This is a genomic window from Mesorhizobium sp. AR07 (assembly GCF_024746815.1).
Taxonomy (GTDB): Bacteria; Pseudomonadota; Alphaproteobacteria; order Rhizobiales; family Rhizobiaceae; genus Mesorhizobium.
In genome coordinates this window covers 3,437,855-3,458,722 of sequence record NZ_CP080525.1, presented here as the reverse complement: position 1 = coordinate 3,458,722, position 20,868 = coordinate 3,437,855, and the positions used below count along the sequence as shown (strand labels likewise).

The following is a 20,868-nucleotide window of genomic DNA, read 5'->3' as shown; positions in this document are numbered from 1 at the left end:
GCTTCAGCGACGCGACAATCCGCTTCACATCCCTGTCATGTCAGGCTTACAGTATCCGCGCCGTTCGGGTCTAGAACCAAGGAGGTAAACACGTGACGGTTGCCGTATCTCCGGATGGGCTTCCAGCACTGGTGCTGAATGCGGATTACCGTCCGCTCAGCTATTACCCTTTGTCGCTCTGGTCCTGGCAGGATGCCATCAAGGCGGTGTTCCTCGACCGGGTGAACATCGTCGCCGAATATGAGCACGCCGTCTCCTCGCCGACCTTCTCGATGAGGCTGCCGAGTGTCGTTAGCCTGAAGGCCTATGTGAAGCCGTCCAGGCATCCGGCCTTCACCCGCTTCAACGTCTTCCTGCGCGACCGCTTCCAATGCCAGTATTGCGGCACGCCGGAGGATCTGACTTTCGATCACGTCATCCCGCGCCATCGCGGAGGGGCCACGACCTGGGAGAATGTCGTTGCAGCCTGCTCGCCCTGCAATCTCAGGAAGGGCGGCATGATGCCGTCGCACGCCAAGATGTGGCCGCTGCAGAAACCCTACCAGCCGACGGTGCACGATTTGCACAACAACGGCCGCCTGTTCCCGCCCAACCATCTGCATGAGAGCTGGATGGATTATCTGTACTGGGATGTCGAACTCGAACCATAGAGTTCGACACAAATCCGCCATGCTGGCCGCCTGGCGCGGCTTTCTGCGCTTCCGGTGCTCACGTACTTAAGTACGCTCCGCTCCGGTTCTCGAAAGCCGCGCCATCCGACTCAGCCTGCCGAATTTTTGCTCGAACCCTGCGTCGCGCCGCTCATTCGCCCTGGCTCAGTCGCGGGTGAGAGCGCCACGGAAGGCGACGGCGGCCAGGATCAGGCTGGCGATGGCGTTCCAGCCGGCCAGCGACAGGCCGAGGATGCGCAGCGCCGCCTTGTCGCAGGACGGCGGCACGAATTTGTCGAGCGCGTCGAGCACGCCCTTGCCGCCGGTGTCGACCGGCCCGGCGCCGGCGGTGCAATCGGTCGGGCCGGCCCACCACTGCCATTCGACGCCGGAGTGATAGACGCCGAGATAGAGGCCGTAGAGCATCAGCAGGCCGCCAATGGCCAGCAGGCCGCGCGTCAGCCATGCCGGCGCGTGCAGCATGGATGCAATCACCGCCAGCAGCATCAGCGGCACGCCGATGTAGTAGGGCGTGCGCTGTTCCAGGCAGAGGTGGCAAGGGATGTAGCCGCCAAGATACTGGAAGCCCAGTGCCGAGCCGACGGTCGCGGCCATGGCAACAGCGAGAAACAAGGCCGCCCGGGTCCGCTGGCGTCCAGCGTCGGCATTCATGGTCGCTGTCATCGTGTCTTTCATCCGTTGCGTTCGCCGCGCTCGATACCTTCGTCCATGTCGTTGTCCCAAAACCGCTGAGCACTTTTGGGCGACATGGACTAGAGCGCGTATTTGACCAGGATATAGAGCAAAATCAGGGCAGCCGCCGCAGCACCGGCGATCAGTCCGAGGCGCTTTTCGATGAACTCGCGGATCGGCTCGCCATAGCGGCGCAGCAGCCAGGCCAAGAGCAGGAAGCGGGCGCCGCGCGCGACGATCGCCAGCACGATGAACAGCGCCAGATTGACGCCGATAACGCCGGACAGGATGGTCACGACCTTGATCGGGGGCAGATGGGCCGCACCGGAGGTGATCAGCATCAGGATGATGAAGCCCGTGCCCGCCCCCGCGCGCAGCTTCTCGAACTCGTCATACTTGCCGTAGAATTCGAGGATCGGCCTCGCCACCGCATCATAGGCATAGTGGCCGATGAACCAGCCGGCGATGCCGCCCAGCACCGAAGCGACGGTGGCGATCAGCGCGTAGCGGTAGGCGCGCTCCGGCCGCGACAGCGCCATCGGCAGATAGAGCACGTCGGCCGGCACCAGAAACACCGAGCTTTCGACGAAAGCGATGAAGGCGAGCCACCACTCGGCGGATTTGCTCGCCGCCAGCGACAAGGTCCAGTTGTACAATCCGCGAAGCATCGGCACTCCTAATGCGTGTCGCCCAAAAGTGCGCAGCGGTTTCGGGACAATGGCATGCACAAACAAGACCCAAAGCGCGCCATCCATCCCGTCAGACGCGCCGCACTTTGATGCGCCGCCTGTCTAGAAAGATTTTCCGCGCTGCACAATGGCAGCGCCGTCACGAAATCGAAAGGTGAAGTTTGGTCGCATCCGCGACCGTCGGCAATTGGCCAGTTGACGAACAGGGTCCGACCCGTTGTCGCATCTGGAGCGGTTCATCGTTTCACGGAAACGCCGAACCGCTCTATCTCTTTGTTTTGTCGCAATTCCCTAAGGGAAGCGCTACGCGCTTTTCCCCGGGAAAACCGTTTCACACTTTCCTGGGATTGCTCTAGGGGCAACTATCGCCGCTTGCGTCGACTGCCAGGATTTCGCGATAACGTCTGGAGCCGCGCACTTCAGCGCCGCTCAGCAGACGCACCACGAAGTCGCCATCGCGCGTGGGCAGCACTTCACGCACCTTGGCGCGATTGACGATGCGAGAGCGATGCACCCGAACCACATCCACTCCAGACCGTGTGAGCAGATCCTCCAGCCCCAGAAGTGTCATGCGCAGGAGATGTGAGCCGCCGCCATGGAATTCGACATAGTTGCCCGCAGCGCTGGCCCATTCGAAGGTAGCGGCATCCACCCAGACGGTGCGACTGCCCGACCTCAACGCCAGACGGCCCGCCGGATGTGACTGCACCCCGGCGGCCGTCGGTTCGCGCCGTTTTTCCTCAAGCCGCCGCACCAGGTGGCAGATCACCACGATGACCGAGAAAGACAGCAGGTCCTTGCGGTATTCATAGAGAAAATCGGTCAACGGCGCCCTGAAGAAGATGTAGGAACGGCCCCAGAAGACCCAGAAGAGTGCTTTGCGCAGTGTCACCATGCCGAGCACATGCAGAGCGGAGAAGGCAATGCTCATGCCCAGATAAAGCGGCAGAGCAACGAGCCATCGCGAAGGCTGCAATGGCACCATGCGCATGAAGACGCTCATCAGAGGAATTAGTACCAAGAGTACCGATACGCTGGAGAATTCCAGAACCAGGGGAATGCCGGCATCGAGCGGAGTCCCTGCGCGCTGTGCCTCCGTAAGCAGCGTCATCACGTTGATCATGGCCACGCCGGCGAGGCTGACCGAAGCCGGCCAGAAGATGCGACGCAGGACGCGGCGTTCCAGATCCTGCCCCTTATCCGCCCGCGGCATGTCCGCCATTTGTCCTCCACCGCCGCCGATCGGCCCTCCGATGCCACGGCTTGTCGCCGCCTGCACCACCCATCCGCCGCTCGTCACATGGCGGCTGCAATGCGGCACGGACGTCTCTAGACCGACCGCATCGCCAATCTATCACGGGAACAGAGGATGTCGTCTCCAGCGTCAAGCGCTTACCCGCACCGCGAACTCTTCATCGACCACCTGAGGGCGCTCGTCGTCCTTGCGCTCATCCTGTTCCACTCGGCCCGGCTGTTCGACAGCGAGGACTGGCATATCAAGAATGCGCAGACCTTCATTGCCGCCGATGTGCTCGTCGCCGTTTTCAACATCGTTGGAATGCCGCTCTTGTTCCTCCTGGCCGGTATGAGCGCGTATGCAAGCCTGGGCGCACGAAGCGCGCGCCGCTTCCTGAGCGAGCGTTTCCAGCGCCTGTTCGTGCCGTTGCTTCTTGGCATGATCATCGTCGTACCGCCGCAAGTTTATGTGGAGCGGATCTCGCCCCTCGTTGCCCTGCGCACCAGCCCTGTCGATTTCAGCGGCAGCTTTCTAGCCTTCTATCCCAGCTTCTTCACATCGTGCTGCTACCCCCACGGAAATTTCAGCTGGCACCATCTTTGGTTCCTGGCCTATCTCTTCGTATTCTCGATATTGCTCCTGCCGCCGTTGCTGCTTCTGCGCTGGACCATGCAAAGGCAGCGAATCCTGCTGTCGCCTGTCGCCGGGAGCGCGGTGCTGGCGGCATTGGGGCTGCCGCTTCTGCTCATCGAGCTGACGCTTCGCCCCTCTTTCCCAAGCACTCACGCTCTCATCGACGACTGGGCGAACAATTTCCACTATATGTGGTTGTTGCTGGCTGGCGCCTTTGCCATGGCGTGCCCCAACCTGACCGTTGCCGCCCGATGCCACCGCCGGACATGGGTGCTGGCGGGCGCCATCCTGTCGGCTGGCTGGCTAGCCCTACGCTTTGGAATGATGCCCTTCGTGCCGCCGCTCGGCACCGGCCTCGCCCTGCGGACGGTGGCGGAGTGGACGTGCCTGGTCGCTCTGATTGGCTATGGCAGCGCCTATCTCTGGCGGCCGCTGCCGTTCCTCACCCGCTTCGGCGCAATTGCCATGCCGTTCTACATCGTCCACCAGACGGTGATCGTGCTCATCGGCTTCTGGTTGCTAGGCTGGGTCGACGCGCCGTTCCTCAAATATGCGACGGTGGCAACCCTGTCGTTCGCAACAAGCCTGGCGATCGCCGCAATCGCCGCGCGCTCCGCGGTTCTGCGTCTGGTCTTCGGTCTCAAGGTTGGGCGCCAGAATGGCAGAGGTGGCATTGCCGCGGCCTCAGCGCCAACATCTTGATCGATCGGCGGAGTGGCATCGAGCAGTTTCGTCTGCCCGCAGGCTGTTCAGCGCTGCTGCCGAAATCGGAAAGCGAATTTCAGGAAAGCGTGGTGTCGTCGCTTTGGCCAGTTGACGAACAGGCCTCCGACCGTATAGTCCGCGCCCATCCAGGCCTCCTGGCCTGAGCCCCTATGGCGGAATTGGTAGACGCGCTCGACTCAAAATCAGGTTGCGTCTACCTTCCGCACGTAGCGTAATACCGATGTGTTTCCATAAGTTAGGAGTATGCCGCTTCTCAATTCTCGCTCTTTCGGCTTTTGCCTAGGTGCAGCATGAGAGCGTTGAGAGATCAATGAGTTAGTATTTGCGGGTGTGGTGAAACTGGTAGACGCGCTGGATTCAAAATCCAGTTCCGAAAGGAGTGTCGGTTCGAGCCCGACCACCCGCACCAACTATCGGCCAACGAACTTTGAGAACGGCGATCATTTCACTGTCGCACCAGCGTTCGAATCGTGTCCCCCACCCACCTTTACCAGGATACTCGGGAATATCCTGCGATCGGGGCGCATTTTGCCGGCGGCTATCGCCAATCCCCCGATCTGGATACGTTTGACGTCTCAGACTGCGCCGACCATCGGCACCACTGACACTTCCAGGTGTGACCACGGACATCGTCGGCCGGGGCAGCAAGTGTCGACATGCTGACGATGACAACTCACGAGCCGTCGTCCGAACCCGGCATGATCTACATTTCCCATCCTAAAGCGTGATGATGGGCTCTGGCATACCTGGAATATCGACTGGCCGCATGAAGACCGCGCCGCCGACGTCGTCTGCCTTGTTTGCTTCCGTCGTGCTGCTGTTCCAACCCGTCGTCACATACAGCGTCTTCAATTCTGGCCCGCCGAAGCAGAGACTTGTAACGAAAGTGGCCGGCAAATAAAGCGACCTTCGAAGCGTCCCCCGAGCGTCAATGCACGCGACCTTGCTGCCGCCATAGAGTGCGCACCACACGTTGCCAGCGCTGTCGACGGCCAGTCCGTCGGGCATCCCGTCCCTGGTTGCAAAAGTGAAGAACACGCGGCGGCCCGATATCGATCCATGCTCATCCAGGTCATAGGAAAGGATGCGATGAGCGACGGTGTCGCTGAAATAAAGCTTGCGATTGTCTGGCGAGAAGGCAGGGCCATTGCATATCACAAAGCCTTCGTCGCCAACGACCCAGCCGTCGTCCGGGGTCTTGCGAAAGAAGAGCGCCTTTGGATCTCTTTCAGACACGTCATAGGTCCCGATCCAGTAGCGCCCCGCGCGGTCAACCTTACCGTCATTGTAGACGAGATTCATTTGGCCGTTTTTGGGGTCAGCAAAGAATCTTGTCTTCCCAGTATCTGTGTTGAGAAGATGAAGCCCGTGATCCATCGCAAGAAGGAGGCCCTTGTCCGTCAGGACAAGCGATCCCATCGTCTCGGCGAAATCCAGTTTCCAATTCTCGACAACGCCGCTACCCCGTCTTTGGCGATGAACGGTAGGGCCATAGAAGTCGATCCAATAGAGCGACTGCTCGACCGGGTGCCATAAAATACTCTCACCCAGACGGTCACGCGTTGAAGTGCAGATTCTCCAATCAGCGGTGTCCACCGGCATTGTCTATCCTTTGGCCCTGGCGCTGCGCTAAATGTGAAATGTCTCGGTGTGGCCGTCGACCGCTATGGCCTGGCCCGTCACCATTTTTGCGGCCGGTGACGCCAGGAAGAGACACATATCCGCAATCTCCTCGGGTTCCACGAAGCGTTTGATGGACTGGGATTGGACATATTCCTCCTGGACGAGCTCGATCGCGACCCCGCGGCTCTCGGCCTCGGCCTTGATAACTTGCTGCATGCGCGCGCCATTGACGGAGCCCGGGCAGATCGTGTTGGCGCGCACGCTGTGGGGACCAAGCTCGACAGCCAGTGATTTTGTGAACCCGATGACAGCCCATTTGGCTGCGGCATAGGGCGTTCGCAGCCCATAGCCGTAGAGGCCGGCGGTCGAAGAAATGTTGACGATGCTGCCGGAAGACTGAGCCTTCATGACCGGTGCGGCGCGCCTGGCGCAAAGAAACTGCGCATCGAGACAGATGCCCAGACAATCTCGCCAGTCTTGCAGTTTGAGTTCCTCGACATGGCCGGTCGGACCTTTGGTGCCAGCGTTGTTGATGAGAACATCGAGCCCACCGAGATCGCCAAGCGCTTCGTCGAACCACTTGTCGACCGCCGTCTCATTGCCCAGGTCCACTTTTCTGCCCACGATCTGCGGGTATGTCTGTGCAACGGTGCGCAACGCGCGCTCGTCGACGTCACAAATATGGACCTTGGCCCCGCTATCGGCGAAAGCCCTTGCGATAGCCCAGCCAATGCCCGAAGCTCCCGCCGTGATCATCACCCGCTGGGTCATTTTCGTCTCCCTTTCTGCGCCGGGACGACCGGTGCTGCCCGACATGGCATCACCGATACCCGTTAGTCGTGTTCTGATCGGCCGCGCCAACCTCATCAGGCTGTGCGAAAAGCAACCAATCTGTCTGCGAATCTAGAAGCGTCTAGCGTGACTGCTGCCGTGCAGCAAGGGGCGCTCCTCAGCGAGAAAGCTCGCCTCCGTCCACGACAATGTTGGAACCATTCACATACGAGCAGAGCCCCGAGCAGAGTGCCACGGCGACGTAGGCAATCTCCCGCGGTTGCGCAAAGCGGCCCATGGGGATGGCTGCTTCATAGCGGGCGCGTATGGTTGCCGGGTCAGTTCCGGCCTCGCGCGCAACATTGGCAGTCGTTGTCGCAACCATCTCGGTATCGACACTGCCAGGCGAAATCGTATTGACGCGTATGCCCCGCGGCGCGAGCTCCCCCACCAACGCATCAGACAGCCGCAGGACACCAGCCTTTGACGCACAATACGCTCCCCACAGAGGCCACCCCCTTAGCCCATACTGTGATGCGATGAGGACAAGGTTGCCACCGCGATGCAGATGCCGCGATCCCTCCCGCGCAACAAGAAAGGCGCCTATGACGTTTACGTCTAGCACGCGCCGAAAGTCTGCCACTGGCATATCAGCCAGAGATGCAACGGCGCCGATGGCGGCGGCGTGGACGACATCGTCGATAGGGCCTTCGGCAGCTATCTCTGCCAAGGCACGTTTGACCGAGTCTTCATCCGCGATATCGCAAGCTCGCACGGTCTCAGATGATCTGATGTCAAGTCGGAAAACAGTCGCGCCGGCCTGTTCAAAAGCGTCGGCGATCGCCTTACCTATCCCGCGAGCAGCGCCTGTGACAACGGCGCGCCGACCTGCAAGCAGCGGTGGCACCTGAAACGGGGAGGCGGTGCTCTCCGGCGCTGGGTGGTCGAGGGGCATAAGATGGCTCCGGCAAACGAGGTGATTTCGTCAATGACCAAGGCTATTTCACCGCTCGCCGCCACGCCAATGGTGCCGACGGTCACCATTGAGCGCATCCCTGCGAAGGCCAGCCTTCCGGATGGTGACCGTCGGCACCATTGTTGGCGTCTCAATGCCTGAACTAGGTTCCCGCCACGATCACATTTGTCTTGCGGGAGCCATTGCCATGAAGCCAGATACCCTTCCCAGATGCTGCATCATCGGAGCTGGCTGCAGCGGGATTGTCACAGCCAAAGCACTTACCGCGCGAGGCATTCCTTTCGATTGGTTCGAAATGAGCGACCGTGTTGGCGGTCAGTGGGCGTTCGAGAACCCGAATGGGAAGTCGGCGGCCTATCGCTCGCTGCATATCGATACCTCGAAGCTGCAGTTGCAACTCGCCGACTTTCCGATGCCGGCCGATACCCCCCACTACCTGCATCACACCCAGGTGCTGGCGTATCTGCAGTCCTACATGGACCACTTCGGCCTGACCGGTAAGGTCAAACTCAACACCGAGGTGAAGAAGGCAGACCGCGATGCCGACGGCACCTGGCAGATCCGCCTGGGCGACGGCCAAACGCGCTCATATGATGCCTTGTTCGTCTGCAACGGGCACCATTGGGATTCGCGTCTGCCCGACCCCGCCTATCCAGGCAAGTTCGACGGGATGCAACTCCACTCGCATGGCTATCGCGACCCTTTTACGCCGGTTGATTTCCGGGGCAAAAGCGTCCTTGTCGTCGGCATGGGCAATTCCGCGATGGATATCGCCAATGAACTGAGCCCGCGCCACATCACAAAGAAGCTTTTTGTAAGCACGCGGCGCGGGGCGCATATCTTTCCCCGCTTCCTCCTTGGCAAGCCTGCCGACAAGGGCAAACTCTATCCGTGGCTGCCACTCTCTCTGCAGCGCTGGGTTGGCCGCCGGATCTTCCATTTCGCGGTCGGTCACATGGAAGATTTTGGGTTGCCGAAGCCTGACCACCGCGTTTTCGAAGCGCATGTCTCGGTCTCGGACACATTTCCAACGCTGGTCGCGTCGGGCGATATCGAAATTCGGCCGGGCATCAGCGAGCTCGACGGCGATAGCGTGGTCTTCGAACACGGTCGCCGCGAGAAGATCGACATCATCGTTTGGGCCACTGGCTACAAGGTCTCTTTTCCCTTCTTCGACCCAACCTTCATCTCGGCGCCGAGCAACCGCCTTCCCCTGTTCAAGCGGGTCCTCAAGCCAGGGATCCCGAACCTCTTCTTCATCGCCTTGGCTCAACCGAGCATAACGCTCTTCGCGCTCGCCGATCGGCAGGCAAAGTGGATCGCGGCATACCTGGCAGGCGATTATGCGCTGCCGGACGTGGAAGAGCAGAAGAGAACCATTGTTGCCGATGAGAAGAAGCACATGAGCCGCTACTACGCATCGGCGCGGCACACGATGCAACTCGATCAGGATATCTATTTCTCAGAGCTGGAAGGCGAGCTCAAGCGAGGCCGAAAGCGGGCCCGCTCCCTTGGCTTCGGCCGCACCAAGCTGCCCGTTCCCAGGGTCGCTGATGTGGAGTTTCGCTCTGCGGCAGAGTGAGGGCGCCGTCAAGAGCCCGTCGCTCGTAAGTACTGGACATAGGTGAGAAACAGCTCGCGTTCCGTGGTGATGTCGAGCTTCTGGTAAAGGCGGAGGCGGTGGTTTTTGATTGTTCCGCGTTTGACACCGAGGCGGTCTGCAATGCTCGCGATCGGATGGCCTTCGAGCGTCAATTCAACGATTTGCCGTTCGCGGTGGGTAAGGACTGAGAGCCAGCCATTGCGATCAGCACGGGGTGCCTGCATCGCAGAAACCTCCACCTGGTCGCATTGGCCCCCTGGCGCCGCACCAAAATCGACGCCCAATGCCGATCTGACCACAAGCCGACCGTCAGGCAGCAATGCCGTCCTCTTGCCCGTGGCGGAGAGCTCAACCAGCGCCTCCACCAATCCGCCCCCTGGGTCCGCCACCAACCTGCGCCACGCACTGTTTGCAGCAAGTTCGTCGCCCCGTCGGTCAAGAAGGCGTAGCGGCTTCTCAGTGGCATCCGCTGCCAGGCCATGACTGATGATGGCCTTCAAATGGGCATCGTGCAGGCCGGCCAACAAGGGGAACGCATTCTCAATTGTCGCGACTTCCGAAGGTCTGAATTCACCGACGGCGCGATCGACAATCAGAGTCGGACTGGCCCCCCCTAACGGCGGCAGAAACACTGCAATCTCGTCACTAATGCTGGCCGCGCGCAGGAACTCCAGGGCATAACGGCTCCTCCACATTTCGTCCGGCGCCAGTCGACGCAGCGTGCAGACGGCGGGCAGTCCAACGTTGCGCCAATAATCGTGAAACGGGTCGAGCGTGTAGAGACCGGATGCGTAAGGGGCGGCAACCTCAGCACGGATTTCACGCGGGATGATAAGGTCCGGCGCTCCGGAAGTCGAATACCGAACCAAGGAAAGCTGATCGGCCTCGACCAAAGAGGCCATGACCTCCAGCAATCTGTCATAGAAAGCTTCATCGCCGATTGCCGCACTTGCGCGTCCGATCGCGGTGCAGAATTCAAGCCTCGCCATACCGTTCGGAACTTCAAACCGAATCTGACCGGGATCAGGGACAAGCCTGCTCATCGGAGAATGAACGTTCATCTCTGCTCCTTGGCCTTTCGGCCTAAAAGTTGGTCGACTGGCCAATTCTTGATCCTTTTGGCCAAACATGTCAATATGGACTCATGAGCCTGACAAAAATCAGTGAGATTCGACGCCGCGAGTTGCGCCATGCGGCCTTCGAGGTGCTCCAAAGCGAAGGTATGGCTGGAGCCACGATTGAGAAGGTTGCGCAGAAGGCAGGAGCCTCAAAAGGCATTGTCCACCACTACTTCAAAACCAAGCAGGAGCTGTTCGAGCACACGATGCGCCATTCGAACTCCCTGTTGCGCGATGAGGTTATCCGGCAGATGCGATTGGCTCGCAGTCCCGACGAGCGCCTATGGGCGATTATTGCAGGCAATTTCAGCACCGCATTCTTCACGCCAGGAATCTGCCATGCATGGCTGGCGCTTTGTGCCGAGGTGCCCCGCGAGCCGCAGCTCGCCCGCATTCAGCGTGTCGTCCACGCCCGCATGCATTCGAACTTGATGAGCGCCTTATCCGGCCTTGTTCCAGCGGAGCAATGTGGGACAGTCGCGCTTGGCATAACGACCATTATCGATGGCCTCTGGTTGAGGCTTGGGTTGCGGCCAGCCAAGATTTCAGCCCTCGAGGCGCTGGCGCAAGTGAGCGACTACCTGGCTCACCGCATTCCTCACATTGCCTGGGAGGAGCATCTGTCGCGAACCGACCCCGGCCGTCGGCTGGGCTGAGGTCACGCTGGATGGCGCATCTTTGCAACGCCGGATGGTGACCGTTGGCACCATTGTTGCACCGGCGACGGCTGAATAGGCTTTGAGAGACCTGCACTGGAAGGAGCAACCTCATGGCCGCGCGGCTGGGCGACAAAGTAACCCTCATCACCGGCGCGGCTTCAGGAATCGGCAGGGAGACCGCTCGGCTTTTTGCGCGCGAAGGGGCCACCGTCTTCCTAGGCGACATCGATCGCCAGCGCGGCGAGGCCGCAGCTGCTGAGATCGGCGCGTCGGCTTCCTATGTTCCGCTCGACGTGACCAAAGAGGCATCGTGGTCAAGTGCTGTCGACACAGTTCTGGAGCGTGCCGGCAGGCTCGATGTGCTGGTCAATTCCGCTGGAATCTGGAGCGATGGCGATTTCCTCAGCTACTCGCTCGCTGAATGGCAGCGCACCATGGATATTAATGCCACGGGGACTTTCCTGGGCTGCCGCACCGCCGTCGCGGCGATGAAGGCAAGGAGCAATTCAGGATCGATCGTCAACATCTCCTCAATTTACGGCAACATCGCCGCCGATGACGCCGTTGCCTACGCTGCCAGTAAGGGAGCTGTGCGGCTGTTGACCAAAGGTGTGGCGATCTATTGCGCGGCCAATTCGCTGCCGGTGCGCTGCAATTCAGTTCATCCAACCTATGTCGACTCGGAGATGCTTGCCAGTTTTGCCCAGGAGGTGGGCGGCCGCGAAGCGGCTGTGGCTGGTTTGAGCAGCGTGGTGCCGATGCGCAAGCTTCCGGTGCCCTTGGACATCGCCGAGGCGATTCTCTTCCTGGCATCGGATGCAGCGCGACTTGTGACCGGGGCTGAGCTGCCTGTCGATGGCGGTATGCTTGCAGGGATATTTGCACCGATCAGTGCCCCAGCGCCCCGTGCCACCAACTGATGCGCTGGAAGCCTGATCTCGACAAGAAGAACGACGACAATGGGAGGAAGAGTTCATGGTTGGTTGCAAGCTCGCGTTATGGACACTGCCAATAGCCATAGGTCTGGCCATCGCCCCTGCGGCGCAGGCGAAACCGCTTGGGGATACCAACACCTCGATCAAGATCGCCATCAACGAATGGACCGGCCAAAACCTGTCCGCGCATATCACGGGCAAGTTGCTCGAAAAACTGGGCTACAAGGTCGAATATGTAACGGCTGGTACATTGCCGCAGTTCACCGGCATCGCGAGCGGCAGCCTGTCGATCTCGCCTGAAGTTTGGCCGAGCAACCTTGGCGATGTGTATCCGAAGGCCAAGGCAGAAGGGAAGCTGGAGGAAATCGGCCAGCTCGGCCTCGAGACCAAGGACGGGTGGCTTTTCACCGCCGATACCAAGATCGCCTGTCCGACGTTGCCCGATTGGACGGCACTGAAAGATCCCGCCTGTGTGCAAGCGCTGGCAACGCCGGAGACATTTCCAAACGGGCGCCTACTGGATTACCCGGCCGATTGGGGATCAGCGAGCGGGCCCGAACTGAAGAATGCTGAAATCCCATTCACGCCTGTGCCTGCCGGGTCCGAAGGCGCGCTGATCGCCGAGTTGCAGGCGGCCGTGGCGGCCCACAAGCCTTTGCTGATGCGTTTCTGGGCGCCGCATTGGGTGCTGGCCGAGGTGCCCGTGGAATGGCTCAAAATGCCGCCCTGTGACGAAAAGAACTTGGCCGAATGCATCGTCGCCCCGCCTGTGATCAAGGTGGTGTGGTCGGGTTTCCACGAGAAATGGCCAGCCGGCTATGAGTTGATGAAATCGCTCCAGATCCACGCCGACGATCAGCAGAAGATGATCTACGCCGTGGACAAGCAGGGCAAGAACCTCGATCAGGCTGTCGACGGCTGGTTGGAGCAGCATCAGAGCGACTGGCAAGCATGGGTCAAGGCAGCTCAGAACTGATCCAAGCCTGGATCGGTCGCCGGCGGTGAACGCTGGGATCCGTTCACCGCCGCTCTAGAACACGCTGACGAAAATGTTGGACATGACCAATCCCGATGGTGAATCAGGCTCCGCGAGCAAGGCGATGGCCAAGCTCAGGTCCCGCAATCTTTGGAAGATCTACGGGCCTCGGCCTGCGAAAGCGCTGGAAATGGCTCTTTCGTCGACCGAGCCCGTTGGAACGCTCAAGCGGCGACTGGAATCGGCCGGGAATTTCCTCGCCTTGGCGGATGTCAGCTTTGACGTTCAACAAGGCGAGATTTTCGTTGTCATGGGTCTGTCCGGCTCAGGCAAATCGACCCTGATAAGGTGTCTATCGCGCCTCGTCGAACCAACCCATGGCGAAGTGTGGCTTGGACAGGAAAATCTGCTGACGGCCACCGAACGTCGACTGGTTGAGGTTCGGCGCAAAGTCATGGGCATGGTCTTCCAAAGCTTCGGCCTGCTGCCGCATCTCAATGCGCTCGACAATGTGTTGTTCCCGCTCAGAATGCAGGGGATGCCCCTTTCGCAACGCCTGAAGACGGGCCGCGAAATGATCTCGTTGGTGGGCCTGCAGGGACGCGAGCGCAGCATGCCGCACGAACTGTCGGGCGGACAACAGCAGCGCGTGGGCATTGCTCGCTCGCTCGCCGTCAATCCGGAGCTATGGTTTCTCGACGAACCCTTCTCGGCTCTTGATCCATTGATCCGCCGCCAGATGCAGGACGAGTTTTTGCGACTGCAGCGCCTGTTGCAAAAGACGATTGTGTTCATCACGCACGATATCCAGGAAGCTTTCCGGCTGGCCGATCGAATCGCAATCATGCGCGAAGGCCGTATCATCCAAATCGGAACGCCGGCCGAGATCATGCTTCACCCGATCGACTCCTATGTGGCGAGCTTTACGGAAGAAGTGTCCCTCGCAAAGGTGGTGACCGCGGGCTCGGTCATGGAAGCGATCCCCAGCGACTGGAACGGCGGTGAAGGCATCCACGAAGTCGACGCCAACGTGCCGATCGAGGCACTCTTGCCCCAAAGCATCGCCGGCGCGCGATCGTTTGTGATCACCCGTCAAGGGGAAGGCCGGGTCGGTCTCTTGCGATCCGAGGTCATTGCCAAAGTGCTCGCCAATGACACAATCCAGCGGGGCGCCACATGAGCGCCGAACAGGCTTTTGTTGTCCAAGACGAGAGCTTGCCGATAAAATCCAGGCAGTTGCTTTGGATCATCGTTCTGGCTTGTATCGCGCTTTGCGTCGCGATGCGCTCGGCGCTGCCCTGGCTTGTGACTTACCCTACGTCTTGGCTGCTGCCGGTCGCGTCGGTGATATCCAGCCTATTCGCCATCCTCATTCCGTTGCTGACGCCACTTTGCGCGGCCCTCGCTACGGTGCTGGGCGCGACCTTGGACGCCTGCAGTGCCACGTTGCGCTGGATGCCCTGGCCCGCGATGATCGTCTTTTTCGGAGTGCTTGCCTGGTTGGCGCGCGGTTTGCAGCTCGCGCTGTTTACAGTGGCCGCGCTGGGCTATGTTGTCTTGGCTGGGTACTGGGAACAGGGTATGAATACCCTGTCATTGGTAGTGCTGGCCGTGCCGCTATCTGTCGGCATCGGCTTCCTGTTGGGCGTCGCCGCGCACTCTTCCCGCTCTGCCCGCAATATCACCCTGGTGTTGCTAGACCTGTTGCAAACGGTACCTGCCTTCGCGTTTCTGATACCGCTCTTGCTGCTGTTCGGTTTCGGGCCGATTGTCGGGCTAATTGCCTGTCTCGTCTACGCGATCGCGCCTATGGTCCATTGCACGATGCTTGGCCTGGAGCGCGTCCCGCCATCCCTTCTGGAAGCTGGGAGCATGGCCGGTTGTACGCGCCGGCAACGGTTCTGGAATGTCATTTTGCCGACAGCCAAGCGCGAGATCCTGACGGGCATCAACCAGACCACGATGGCGGCCTTCAGCATGGTGATCATGGCGGCCATCATCGGCGGCTTAAACGATGTCGGCTGGGCAGTTTTGAGCTCGATGCGGAAGGCGGAATTCGGTCAAAGCCTCCTGTCTGGCCTCGTAATCGCGGTCTTGGCGATGGTCGTTGATCGTATCACCTTCGGCATGGCCCAGCCGCCGCGCGACAGGACGCCGACGACCTGGCACAAAGGGTTACGAACGGCCGTGCTATTGGTGCTACCCCTTCTTATAGCGGTCCTTTTCAACAGCTCGCCCTCCAGCATGGCTTGGGCCGACAGTGTGGGCGGGGTCATCGACCCGTCTGGACTGAACAGCTTTGTCATTGGCCTTGTGCATGACTTTTCCGCGCCACTGGACGCCTTCAAAGTTTTTGTCCTGTATCATTTCATGTTGCCGCTCCGCATTGGCTTGGTCGGCGCCGTCACTTCCTTCACCTGGGGCTTCGACTGGACAGCCCAGGTGAATGCCATCTATTGCAGTCTGGCATTGGTGCTGGCCGCCTGGCTCTGGTTCAAAGGCAAATGGCAGCTCGGGGTTGGCGTGCTGATCGCCTCGACCCTACTGCTCGTCGGCTTCAACGGGTTTCCGTGGCCGGCATTTATCATCATTGTCACAGGTCTGGCCTGGTCGGTCAGCGGCGCGCGTCTAGCGGCCCTGGCCGCTTTCGGAACGTGCTTCATCGTCGGTACCGGCCTTTACGGCCCCCTCGGTCAATCGCTCTATCTTTGTCTTCTTGCCGTGCTGATATGCATGTGTTTCGGCGGACTGCTGGGGGTCGCTGCGGCCAAAAGCGACCGATTTTCAGCTGTTCTGAAGCCAGTATGCGACGCGCTTCAGACCATGCCACAGTTTATCTTCCTGATCCCCGCCTTGATGTTCTTCCAAGTGGGCGAACTTACTGGCCTGATTGCGATCGCGTTATATGCAATCGTGCCGCCAATTCGCTATGTTGAGTATGGCATTCGAAGCGTCCCGCTAGACCTTATAGAGACCTCACGGCAGATCGGCTGCACCGCTTGGCAGCGCTTGCTTCATGTCGAGGTGCCGGTTGCCAAGCCAGCTGTCGTGCTCGGCGTAAACCAGACAATCATGGCGGCCCTGTCCATGCTTCCGGTGGCGGCGCTGGTCGGTACAAAGGATCTCGGACAGCAAGTGTATATCGCGCTCAGCAAAGCTGACGCAGGCCAAGGCTTGGTGGCTGGCCTGTCCATTGCTCTCGTCGCCATGATCTCCGACCGCATCATGCGGGCAATCGTCTCAAACGCCGGTGGCACGCTCGACTGACGGCTCTCGGTTGAGGCTTGCTTGTAACGACGTCACTTGGTGAGAACCCGTCATGATGATTGAGGGTAGTTGCGACCCGCGTTTTTCCAGATTGCGCGATGCGTTTGCCGGAAATTTCGCACAAGGATTAGATCGCGGCGCGGGCGTGTCGGTTGTGATCGAGGGCAGAACGGTCGTCGATCTGTGGGGAGGCTATGCGGATGCCGCACAAAACCAACCTTGGCGCCACGACACGCTGATCAATACCTGGTCCTCGACCAAAGGGATAGTTGCACTGGCCGTCGCGATGCTGGTCGACCGCGGCATGCTCGACTATGCGGCGCCCATTTCACGCTATTGGCCGGAATTTGCCGCCGGAGGCAAAGATCGCATCACTCTAGAGCAGGTGATGTCGCACCAGGCTGGGTTGAATGGCCTGACTATGCCCACGGATGAGGCAGGCCTGCTCGCGTGGGTGCCTTATGTCGACGCGCTTGCCGCCATGTCGCCGCTGTGGGAGCCGGGCAGCCGCTGCATCTATCACGCACTGACCTACGGCCACCTTGCTGGTGAAGTCCTGCGTCGTGTCGACGGGCGCAGCATCGGCCGCTTCATTGCAGATGAGATCGCACGTCCGATCGGGGCCGACTTTCATATTGGCTTGCCGGAGCAGGACGACCACAGGGTCGCCGAGATGATCGCCGGACCGAAGGCTTCGGACTGGATCGACTTCGTGTGCGCCTCTCCCTTTCCCCACGCCTGCGACAATCCTGTACCCAGGGCACTGGCGCCCAACGACCGCGCATGGCGGGCCGCCAAGGTGCCGGGCGGCATGGCCAGTCGACGGCACATGCACTGGCACGTATCTACGGCACGATGGCGGCCGGTGGCGCCTGGCAGAGCAAGCCGCTGATCAGCCGCAGGGCAATCGAGGAAGCAGCGCGACCTCGCTTCCGCGGCATGGATGAAAGCTTCGGGATGCCAGCCGCATTTGCCGCCGGCTATCAGATCGAAGATCCTGTGTACGCCGGCCGCGCATCGCCGCAAACATTCGGGCACACCGGCTGGGGCGGCAGTGTTGGGTTTGCCGATCCGAGCGCTGCTCTCGGCTTCGGCTATGTTACGAACAACATGCTCGGCTTCGACGACATAGATCCACGCAGAAAGGCCTTGATCGATGTAGTCTACGACTCGCTCTGACGCTATAGCTGGGTGGCTCGCCAGCGCACTGACATAGGAATTCCCCGCACTATCTCTTCTGCCCTACTGGCGTTTGGATCTTGGCAGACGACCGAATGTCGGCGGACTGCTTGAACCCAACAGACTGTCGACCAAACTGGTCAACATGGACAGCGCGGCTTCTCGCGAGGGTTCGGCTTTGGTCACAGCCATGCGAACCCAGATGCCATCCATCAACATGGCGATCATTTCCGCCGCGCTCTCGGCTGCCACTTTGGGCAGGAGCTGGCGCAGTTCGTGCAGCAGGTTGCTGCGCATGCGCGCGTTCTGGACATTAAGCAATCTTGCAAAGCGTGCGGAGAAGGTCGCCTGCGCGCAGTAGGAAATCCAATATTGGGCCCGGCTGGCGATGTACATCCGCTCGTCGAAATTGCCATTGCAGATCGTGGCCAGACGTTCGTGCGGCGTCTTGCAGCGGCGCAGGCTCGCCGCGATCTGTTCCGAGATCAGCCGATTGCCGAAGCGGACGGCGGCTTCCAACAATTCATCCTTGCTGGTGAAGTAGTGGTGGACCAGGCCGCGTGACATGCCGAGGCGCTCGGCTACCTTGGCCAGGGTCACGCCATGAAAACCCTCCTCGGCAAGGATGTCGAACGCCACCTCCTGCATGTCCTTGCGGCGTATGTCGCGAATTCGTGTTTTCATCCAGTCCTCTGGAGCATGATTCCGAAAATTGGAGTCCGGTTTTCTCGGACAAACGGTCTCCGTTTGTCCAGAGATCATGCTCAAACAAAGAGATAGAGCCTCATTCCGATTCCATCGGGATGGAACGGGCTCTAGCCACTGACAGCACGCGGCCGGGGCGACAGTCAAGGCAGATTATGCCATGAGCCTATAAATTGGCACTCTGCCAAAAAATTGGCTTGTTAGTCAACTTTTTGTTGACAAGAGCCTGTCCCAACGCCAACCTGCTCTGATCGCATTGAGGTTTAGGGAGAGGCGAATGGGCCGGCTCAACGACAGAGTTGCGCTGATTTCAGGCGGCGCGGCAGACGAGGTTGCGGTCGACGGCGGAATGTTGGCCGATATGGTCGCGCCCGCCACTGTTCCAAGCTCGATGCGCACCTGGCCGGGGACCCACTCATGCAGATGAGCCGGGAGACATTGCGCGCCGCCTATCGCCAGATGCGGACGATCCGCGCTTTCGAGGATGCGGTGAACCGCGCTTTCTCCAATGGCGAGATACCGGGCTTCGTTCACCTCTATAGCGGTCAGGAAGCCTGCGCCGTCGGTGTCTGCATGCATCTCGATGACCGCGACTACATCGGCTCGACCCATCGCGGCCACGGCCATTGCATCGCCAAGGGGTGCGATATCGATGGCATGATGATGGAGATCTTCGGCAAGGCGGGCGGCCTCTGCGGCGGCAAGGGCGGCTCGATGCACATCGCCGATATCGAGCGTGGCATGCTTGGCGCCAATGCCATCGTGGGCGGCAGCCCGCCCTTGGCGGTCGGGGCCGCACTGACGGCCAAGACGCTCGGAACCGACCGTGTCGCCGTCGCCTTCAGCGGCGATGGCGGGTCCAACCAGGGGACGATGTTCGAGGCCATGAACATGGCCGTTGTCCTCAGGCTGCCGGTCGTCTTCGTTGTCGAGAACAATGGCTATGCAGAGGGAACCGGCGTCGACTACGCGGTCGGCTGCAAGGACATCGCCGCTCGTGCCGCCGGTTTCGGCATGCCGGCGGAGCGCATCGATGGGCTCGATTTCTTCGCCGTCCATGCGGCGATGGCAGAAGCCCTCGCACGAGCGCGCGGTGGCTTAGGGCCGAGCTTCATCGAGGCGCGCTGCGTGCGCCATCACGGCCACTATTGCGGCGATCCGCAGAGCTACCGGTCCAAGGAGGAGCTGCAGACGGCGCGGGCGGACGGGGACCCGCTGCTCCGCTTCCGCGCTCGTGTCGGCACGTCGGCACTTCTGGAGGCGGCCGAACTCGACACCATCGACGCCGAGGTCGAACAGCAAATCGCGGCAGCAGTGGTGAGGGCAAGGGCGGCGGCCGATCCGTCGCCCTCCGCCCTGCTGGCCGACGTCTATCTCAGCTATTGATCGGACGCACCGCATGTCAAAGAAGACCTTCCGCCAGGCGATCAACGAAGCTCTCCATGCCGAGATGCGGCGCGATCCGCGCGTGGTCGTGATCGGGGAGGATGTCGCCGGCGGCGCCGGCGGCACTGGGGTGGACGATGCCTATGGCGGCGTCATGGGAGTAACGCGCGGGCTGGTCGGTGCCTTCGGCCGCGAGCGCGTCATCGACACGCCGATCACCGAAAGTGCCATCATGGGAATGGCGGCGGGCGCTGCCGTCACCGGCTTGCGGCCGGTTGCCGAATTGATGTTCGTCGACTTCATCGGCGTCTGCTTCGACCAGATATACAACCAGGCCGCCAAGTTTCGCTATATGTTCGGCGGAAAGGCGAAGACGCCGCTGGTCATCCGGGCGATGTTCGGCGCCGGCTTCAGCGCCGGGGCGCAGCATTCGCAATGCCTCTATTCCTTCTTCACCCATGTTCCAGGCCTGAAGGTCGTCATCCCGTCGACGCCCTATGACGCCAAGGGATTGCTCATCGAAGCCATCCGCGACGACGATCCGGTCATCTTCCTTGAGCACACCAAGCTCTACGACATCGAGGGACAGGTGCCCGACGAGGCCTATACGGTGCCTTTCGGAGAAGCCAACGTTCTTCGCGAGGGAGGCGACGTGACGATCGTCGCGCTGGCGCGGATGGTGCATGTCGCGCTGGAGGCCGCTGATCGGCTCGCGGCGTCCGGTATCCACGCGACGGTCATCGATCCGCGCACTACCTCGCCGATCGACGAGGACACCATCCTGGAGAGCGTCACGGAAACCGGCCGCCTCGTGGTGGTCGACGAAGCCAATCCGCGCTGCAGCGTGGCCAGCGAGATCGCGGCGTTCGTCGCGGACAAGGCCTTCCCCGCGCTGAAGGCGCCGATCCGGCGCGTGACCGCGCCCCACACGCCGGTCCCTTTCGCGCCAGTGCTGGAGGCCGCCTACATCCCGAACGCTGAGCGGATCGAAGCCGTCGTCCGCCAACTGCTCAACAAATAACGCCGACCGAAAGCGATGACG

Annotated in this window: 20 protein-coding genes and 1 tRNA gene; 13 read left to right on the top strand and 8 right to left on the bottom strand. The window is 60.7% G+C overall.

Annotation, left to right across the window (positions count from 1 at the left end; translation table 11 throughout):
* Nucleotides 1-92: 92 nt before the first annotated feature.
* Nucleotides 93-650 (top strand): HNH endonuclease, encoded by a 558-nt coding sequence (locus BPNPMPFG_RS17605; protein WP_258590000.1) that lies wholly within the window; start codon nucleotides 93-95, stop codon nucleotides 648-650.
* A gap of 165 nt (nucleotides 651-815) precedes the next feature.
* Here the strand turns inward: BPNPMPFG_RS17605 and BPNPMPFG_RS17600 are convergent, their stop codons facing one another.
* The 3 genes from BPNPMPFG_RS17600 to BPNPMPFG_RS17590 all read right to left on the bottom strand — a co-directional run bounded on the left by BPNPMPFG_RS17600 (nucleotide 816) and on the right by BPNPMPFG_RS17590 (nucleotide 3,254).
* Nucleotides 816-1,334, bottom strand: coding sequence for a disulfide bond formation protein B (locus BPNPMPFG_RS17600; protein ID WP_258589999.1), 519 nt, complete (start codon nucleotides 1,332-1,334; stop codon nucleotides 816-818).
* An 89-nt stretch (nucleotides 1,335-1,423) separates the two neighbouring features.
* The gene (locus BPNPMPFG_RS17595) at nucleotides 1,424-2,011 is read right to left on the bottom strand and encodes a YqaA family protein (RefSeq protein ID WP_258589998.1); all 588 of its coding nucleotides are present in this window, start codon (nucleotides 2,009-2,011) and stop codon (nucleotides 1,424-1,426) included.
* Nucleotides 2,012-2,384: 373 nt separating this feature from the next.
* Entirely contained in the window at nucleotides 2,385-3,254 is an 870-nt protein-coding gene (locus BPNPMPFG_RS17590) for a LytTR family DNA-binding domain-containing protein (RefSeq protein ID WP_258589997.1), read from the bottom strand.
* Nucleotides 3,255-3,401: 147 nt separating this feature from the next.
* On the opposite strand from BPNPMPFG_RS17590, the gene BPNPMPFG_RS17585 reads away from it, so the two are divergent.
* Both BPNPMPFG_RS17585 and BPNPMPFG_RS17580 read left to right on the top strand, forming a co-directional pair.
* Nucleotides 3,402-4,604 carry an acyltransferase family protein gene (locus tag BPNPMPFG_RS17585; protein ID WP_258589996.1) on the top strand — a complete coding sequence of 401 codons (1,203 nt, stop codon included), beginning with the start codon at nucleotides 3,402-3,404 and terminating at the stop codon, nucleotides 4,602-4,604.
* 348 nt (nucleotides 4,605-4,952) lie between these two features.
* A tRNA-Leu gene (locus BPNPMPFG_RS17580) sits at nucleotides 4,953-5,037 on the top strand.
* A 308-nt stretch (nucleotides 5,038-5,345) separates the two neighbouring features.
* On the opposite strand, the gene BPNPMPFG_RS17575 is transcribed toward BPNPMPFG_RS17580, so the two are convergent.
* The 3 genes from BPNPMPFG_RS17575 to BPNPMPFG_RS17565 form a co-directional block, all read right to left on the bottom strand.
* Entirely contained in the window at nucleotides 5,346-6,230 is an 885-nt protein-coding gene (locus tag BPNPMPFG_RS17575) for an SMP-30/gluconolactonase/LRE family protein (protein WP_258589995.1), read from the bottom strand.
* A 27-nt stretch (nucleotides 6,231-6,257) separates the two neighbouring features.
* Entirely contained in the window at nucleotides 6,258-7,112 is an 855-nt protein-coding gene (locus BPNPMPFG_RS17570) for an SDR family oxidoreductase (RefSeq protein WP_258589994.1), read from the bottom strand.
* 88 nt (nucleotides 7,113-7,200) lie between these two features.
* Entirely contained in the window at nucleotides 7,201-7,977 is a 777-nt protein-coding gene (locus tag BPNPMPFG_RS17565; RefSeq protein WP_258589993.1) for an SDR family NAD(P)-dependent oxidoreductase, read from the bottom strand.
* 208 nt (nucleotides 7,978-8,185) lie between these two features.
* Between BPNPMPFG_RS17565 and BPNPMPFG_RS17560 the strand changes: the two genes are divergently transcribed.
* Entirely contained in the window at nucleotides 8,186-9,580 is a 1,395-nt protein-coding gene (locus BPNPMPFG_RS17560; protein WP_258589992.1) for a flavin-containing monooxygenase, read from the top strand.
* An 8-nt stretch (nucleotides 9,581-9,588) separates the two neighbouring features.
* Here the strand turns inward: BPNPMPFG_RS17560 and BPNPMPFG_RS17555 are convergent, their stop codons facing one another.
* Nucleotides 9,589-10,662: a helix-turn-helix transcriptional regulator gene (locus BPNPMPFG_RS17555; RefSeq protein WP_258589991.1), complete on the bottom strand. Its 1,074-nt coding sequence runs from the start codon at nucleotides 10,660-10,662 to the stop codon at nucleotides 9,589-9,591.
* 83 nt (nucleotides 10,663-10,745) lie between these two features.
* Between BPNPMPFG_RS17555 and betI (BPNPMPFG_RS17550) the strand changes: the two genes are divergently transcribed.
* The 7 genes from betI (BPNPMPFG_RS17550) (at nucleotide 10,746) to BPNPMPFG_RS17520 (ending at nucleotide 17,735) form a co-directional block, all read left to right on the top strand.
* Nucleotides 10,746-11,375 carry a choline-binding transcriptional repressor BetI gene (gene betI / locus BPNPMPFG_RS17550; RefSeq protein ID WP_258589990.1) on the top strand — a complete coding sequence of 210 codons (630 nt, stop codon included), beginning with the start codon at nucleotides 10,746-10,748 and terminating at the stop codon, nucleotides 11,373-11,375.
* A 113-nt stretch (nucleotides 11,376-11,488) separates the two neighbouring features.
* Nucleotides 11,489-12,298 carry an SDR family oxidoreductase gene (locus tag BPNPMPFG_RS17545; RefSeq protein ID WP_258589989.1) on the top strand — a complete coding sequence of 270 codons (810 nt, stop codon included), beginning with the start codon at nucleotides 11,489-11,491 and terminating at the stop codon, nucleotides 12,296-12,298.
* Between the two features lie 55 nt (nucleotides 12,299-12,353).
* Nucleotides 12,354-13,289 carry an ABC transporter substrate-binding protein gene (locus BPNPMPFG_RS17540; RefSeq protein ID WP_258589988.1) on the top strand — a complete coding sequence of 312 codons (936 nt, stop codon included), beginning with the start codon at nucleotides 12,354-12,356 and terminating at the stop codon, nucleotides 13,287-13,289.
* A gap of 82 nt (nucleotides 13,290-13,371) precedes the next feature.
* A complete protein-coding gene (locus BPNPMPFG_RS17535; protein WP_258589987.1) occupies nucleotides 13,372-14,469 on the top strand; it encodes a quaternary amine ABC transporter ATP-binding protein in 1,098 nt (365 codons plus the stop codon).
* Nucleotides 14,466-16,556, top strand: coding sequence for an ABC transporter permease (locus BPNPMPFG_RS17530; protein ID WP_258589986.1), 2,091 nt, complete (start codon nucleotides 14,466-14,468; stop codon nucleotides 16,554-16,556). Before BPNPMPFG_RS17535 ends, BPNPMPFG_RS17530 begins: the two co-directional genes overlap by 4 nt.
* 52 nt (nucleotides 16,557-16,608) lie before the next feature.
* On the top strand, nucleotides 16,609-17,448 hold the full coding sequence (locus tag BPNPMPFG_RS17525) for a serine hydrolase domain-containing protein (protein WP_258589985.1): 840 nt from the start codon (nucleotides 16,609-16,611) through the stop codon (nucleotides 17,446-17,448).
* On the top strand, nucleotides 17,340-17,735 hold the full coding sequence (locus tag BPNPMPFG_RS17520; RefSeq protein WP_258589984.1) for a serine hydrolase: 396 nt from the start codon (nucleotides 17,340-17,342) through the stop codon (nucleotides 17,733-17,735). The genes BPNPMPFG_RS17525 and BPNPMPFG_RS17520 overlap by 109 nt, the downstream gene beginning before the upstream one ends.
* 63 nt (nucleotides 17,736-17,798) lie before the next feature.
* Here the strand turns inward: BPNPMPFG_RS17520 and betI (BPNPMPFG_RS17515) are convergent, their stop codons facing one another.
* Nucleotides 17,799-18,374, bottom strand: coding sequence for a transcriptional regulator BetI (gene betI, locus BPNPMPFG_RS17515; RefSeq protein WP_258589983.1), 576 nt, complete (start codon nucleotides 18,372-18,374; stop codon nucleotides 17,799-17,801).
* Nucleotides 18,375-18,857: 483 nt separating this feature from the next.
* Here betI (BPNPMPFG_RS17515) and BPNPMPFG_RS17510 point away from each other — a divergent pair, with 483 nt between their 5' ends.
* Together BPNPMPFG_RS17510 and BPNPMPFG_RS17505 are read left to right on the top strand one after the other, a co-directional pair.
* Nucleotides 18,858-19,826 carry a thiamine pyrophosphate-dependent dehydrogenase E1 component subunit alpha gene (locus BPNPMPFG_RS17510; RefSeq protein WP_258589982.1) on the top strand — a complete coding sequence of 323 codons (969 nt, stop codon included), beginning with the start codon at nucleotides 18,858-18,860 and terminating at the stop codon, nucleotides 19,824-19,826.
* A 13-nt stretch (nucleotides 19,827-19,839) separates the two neighbouring features.
* Complete coding sequence (locus BPNPMPFG_RS17505; protein ID WP_258589981.1) at nucleotides 19,840-20,847, top strand: alpha-ketoacid dehydrogenase subunit beta; 1,008 nt, start codon at nucleotides 19,840-19,842, stop codon at nucleotides 20,845-20,847.
* Nucleotides 20,848-20,868 lie beyond the last annotated feature (21 nt).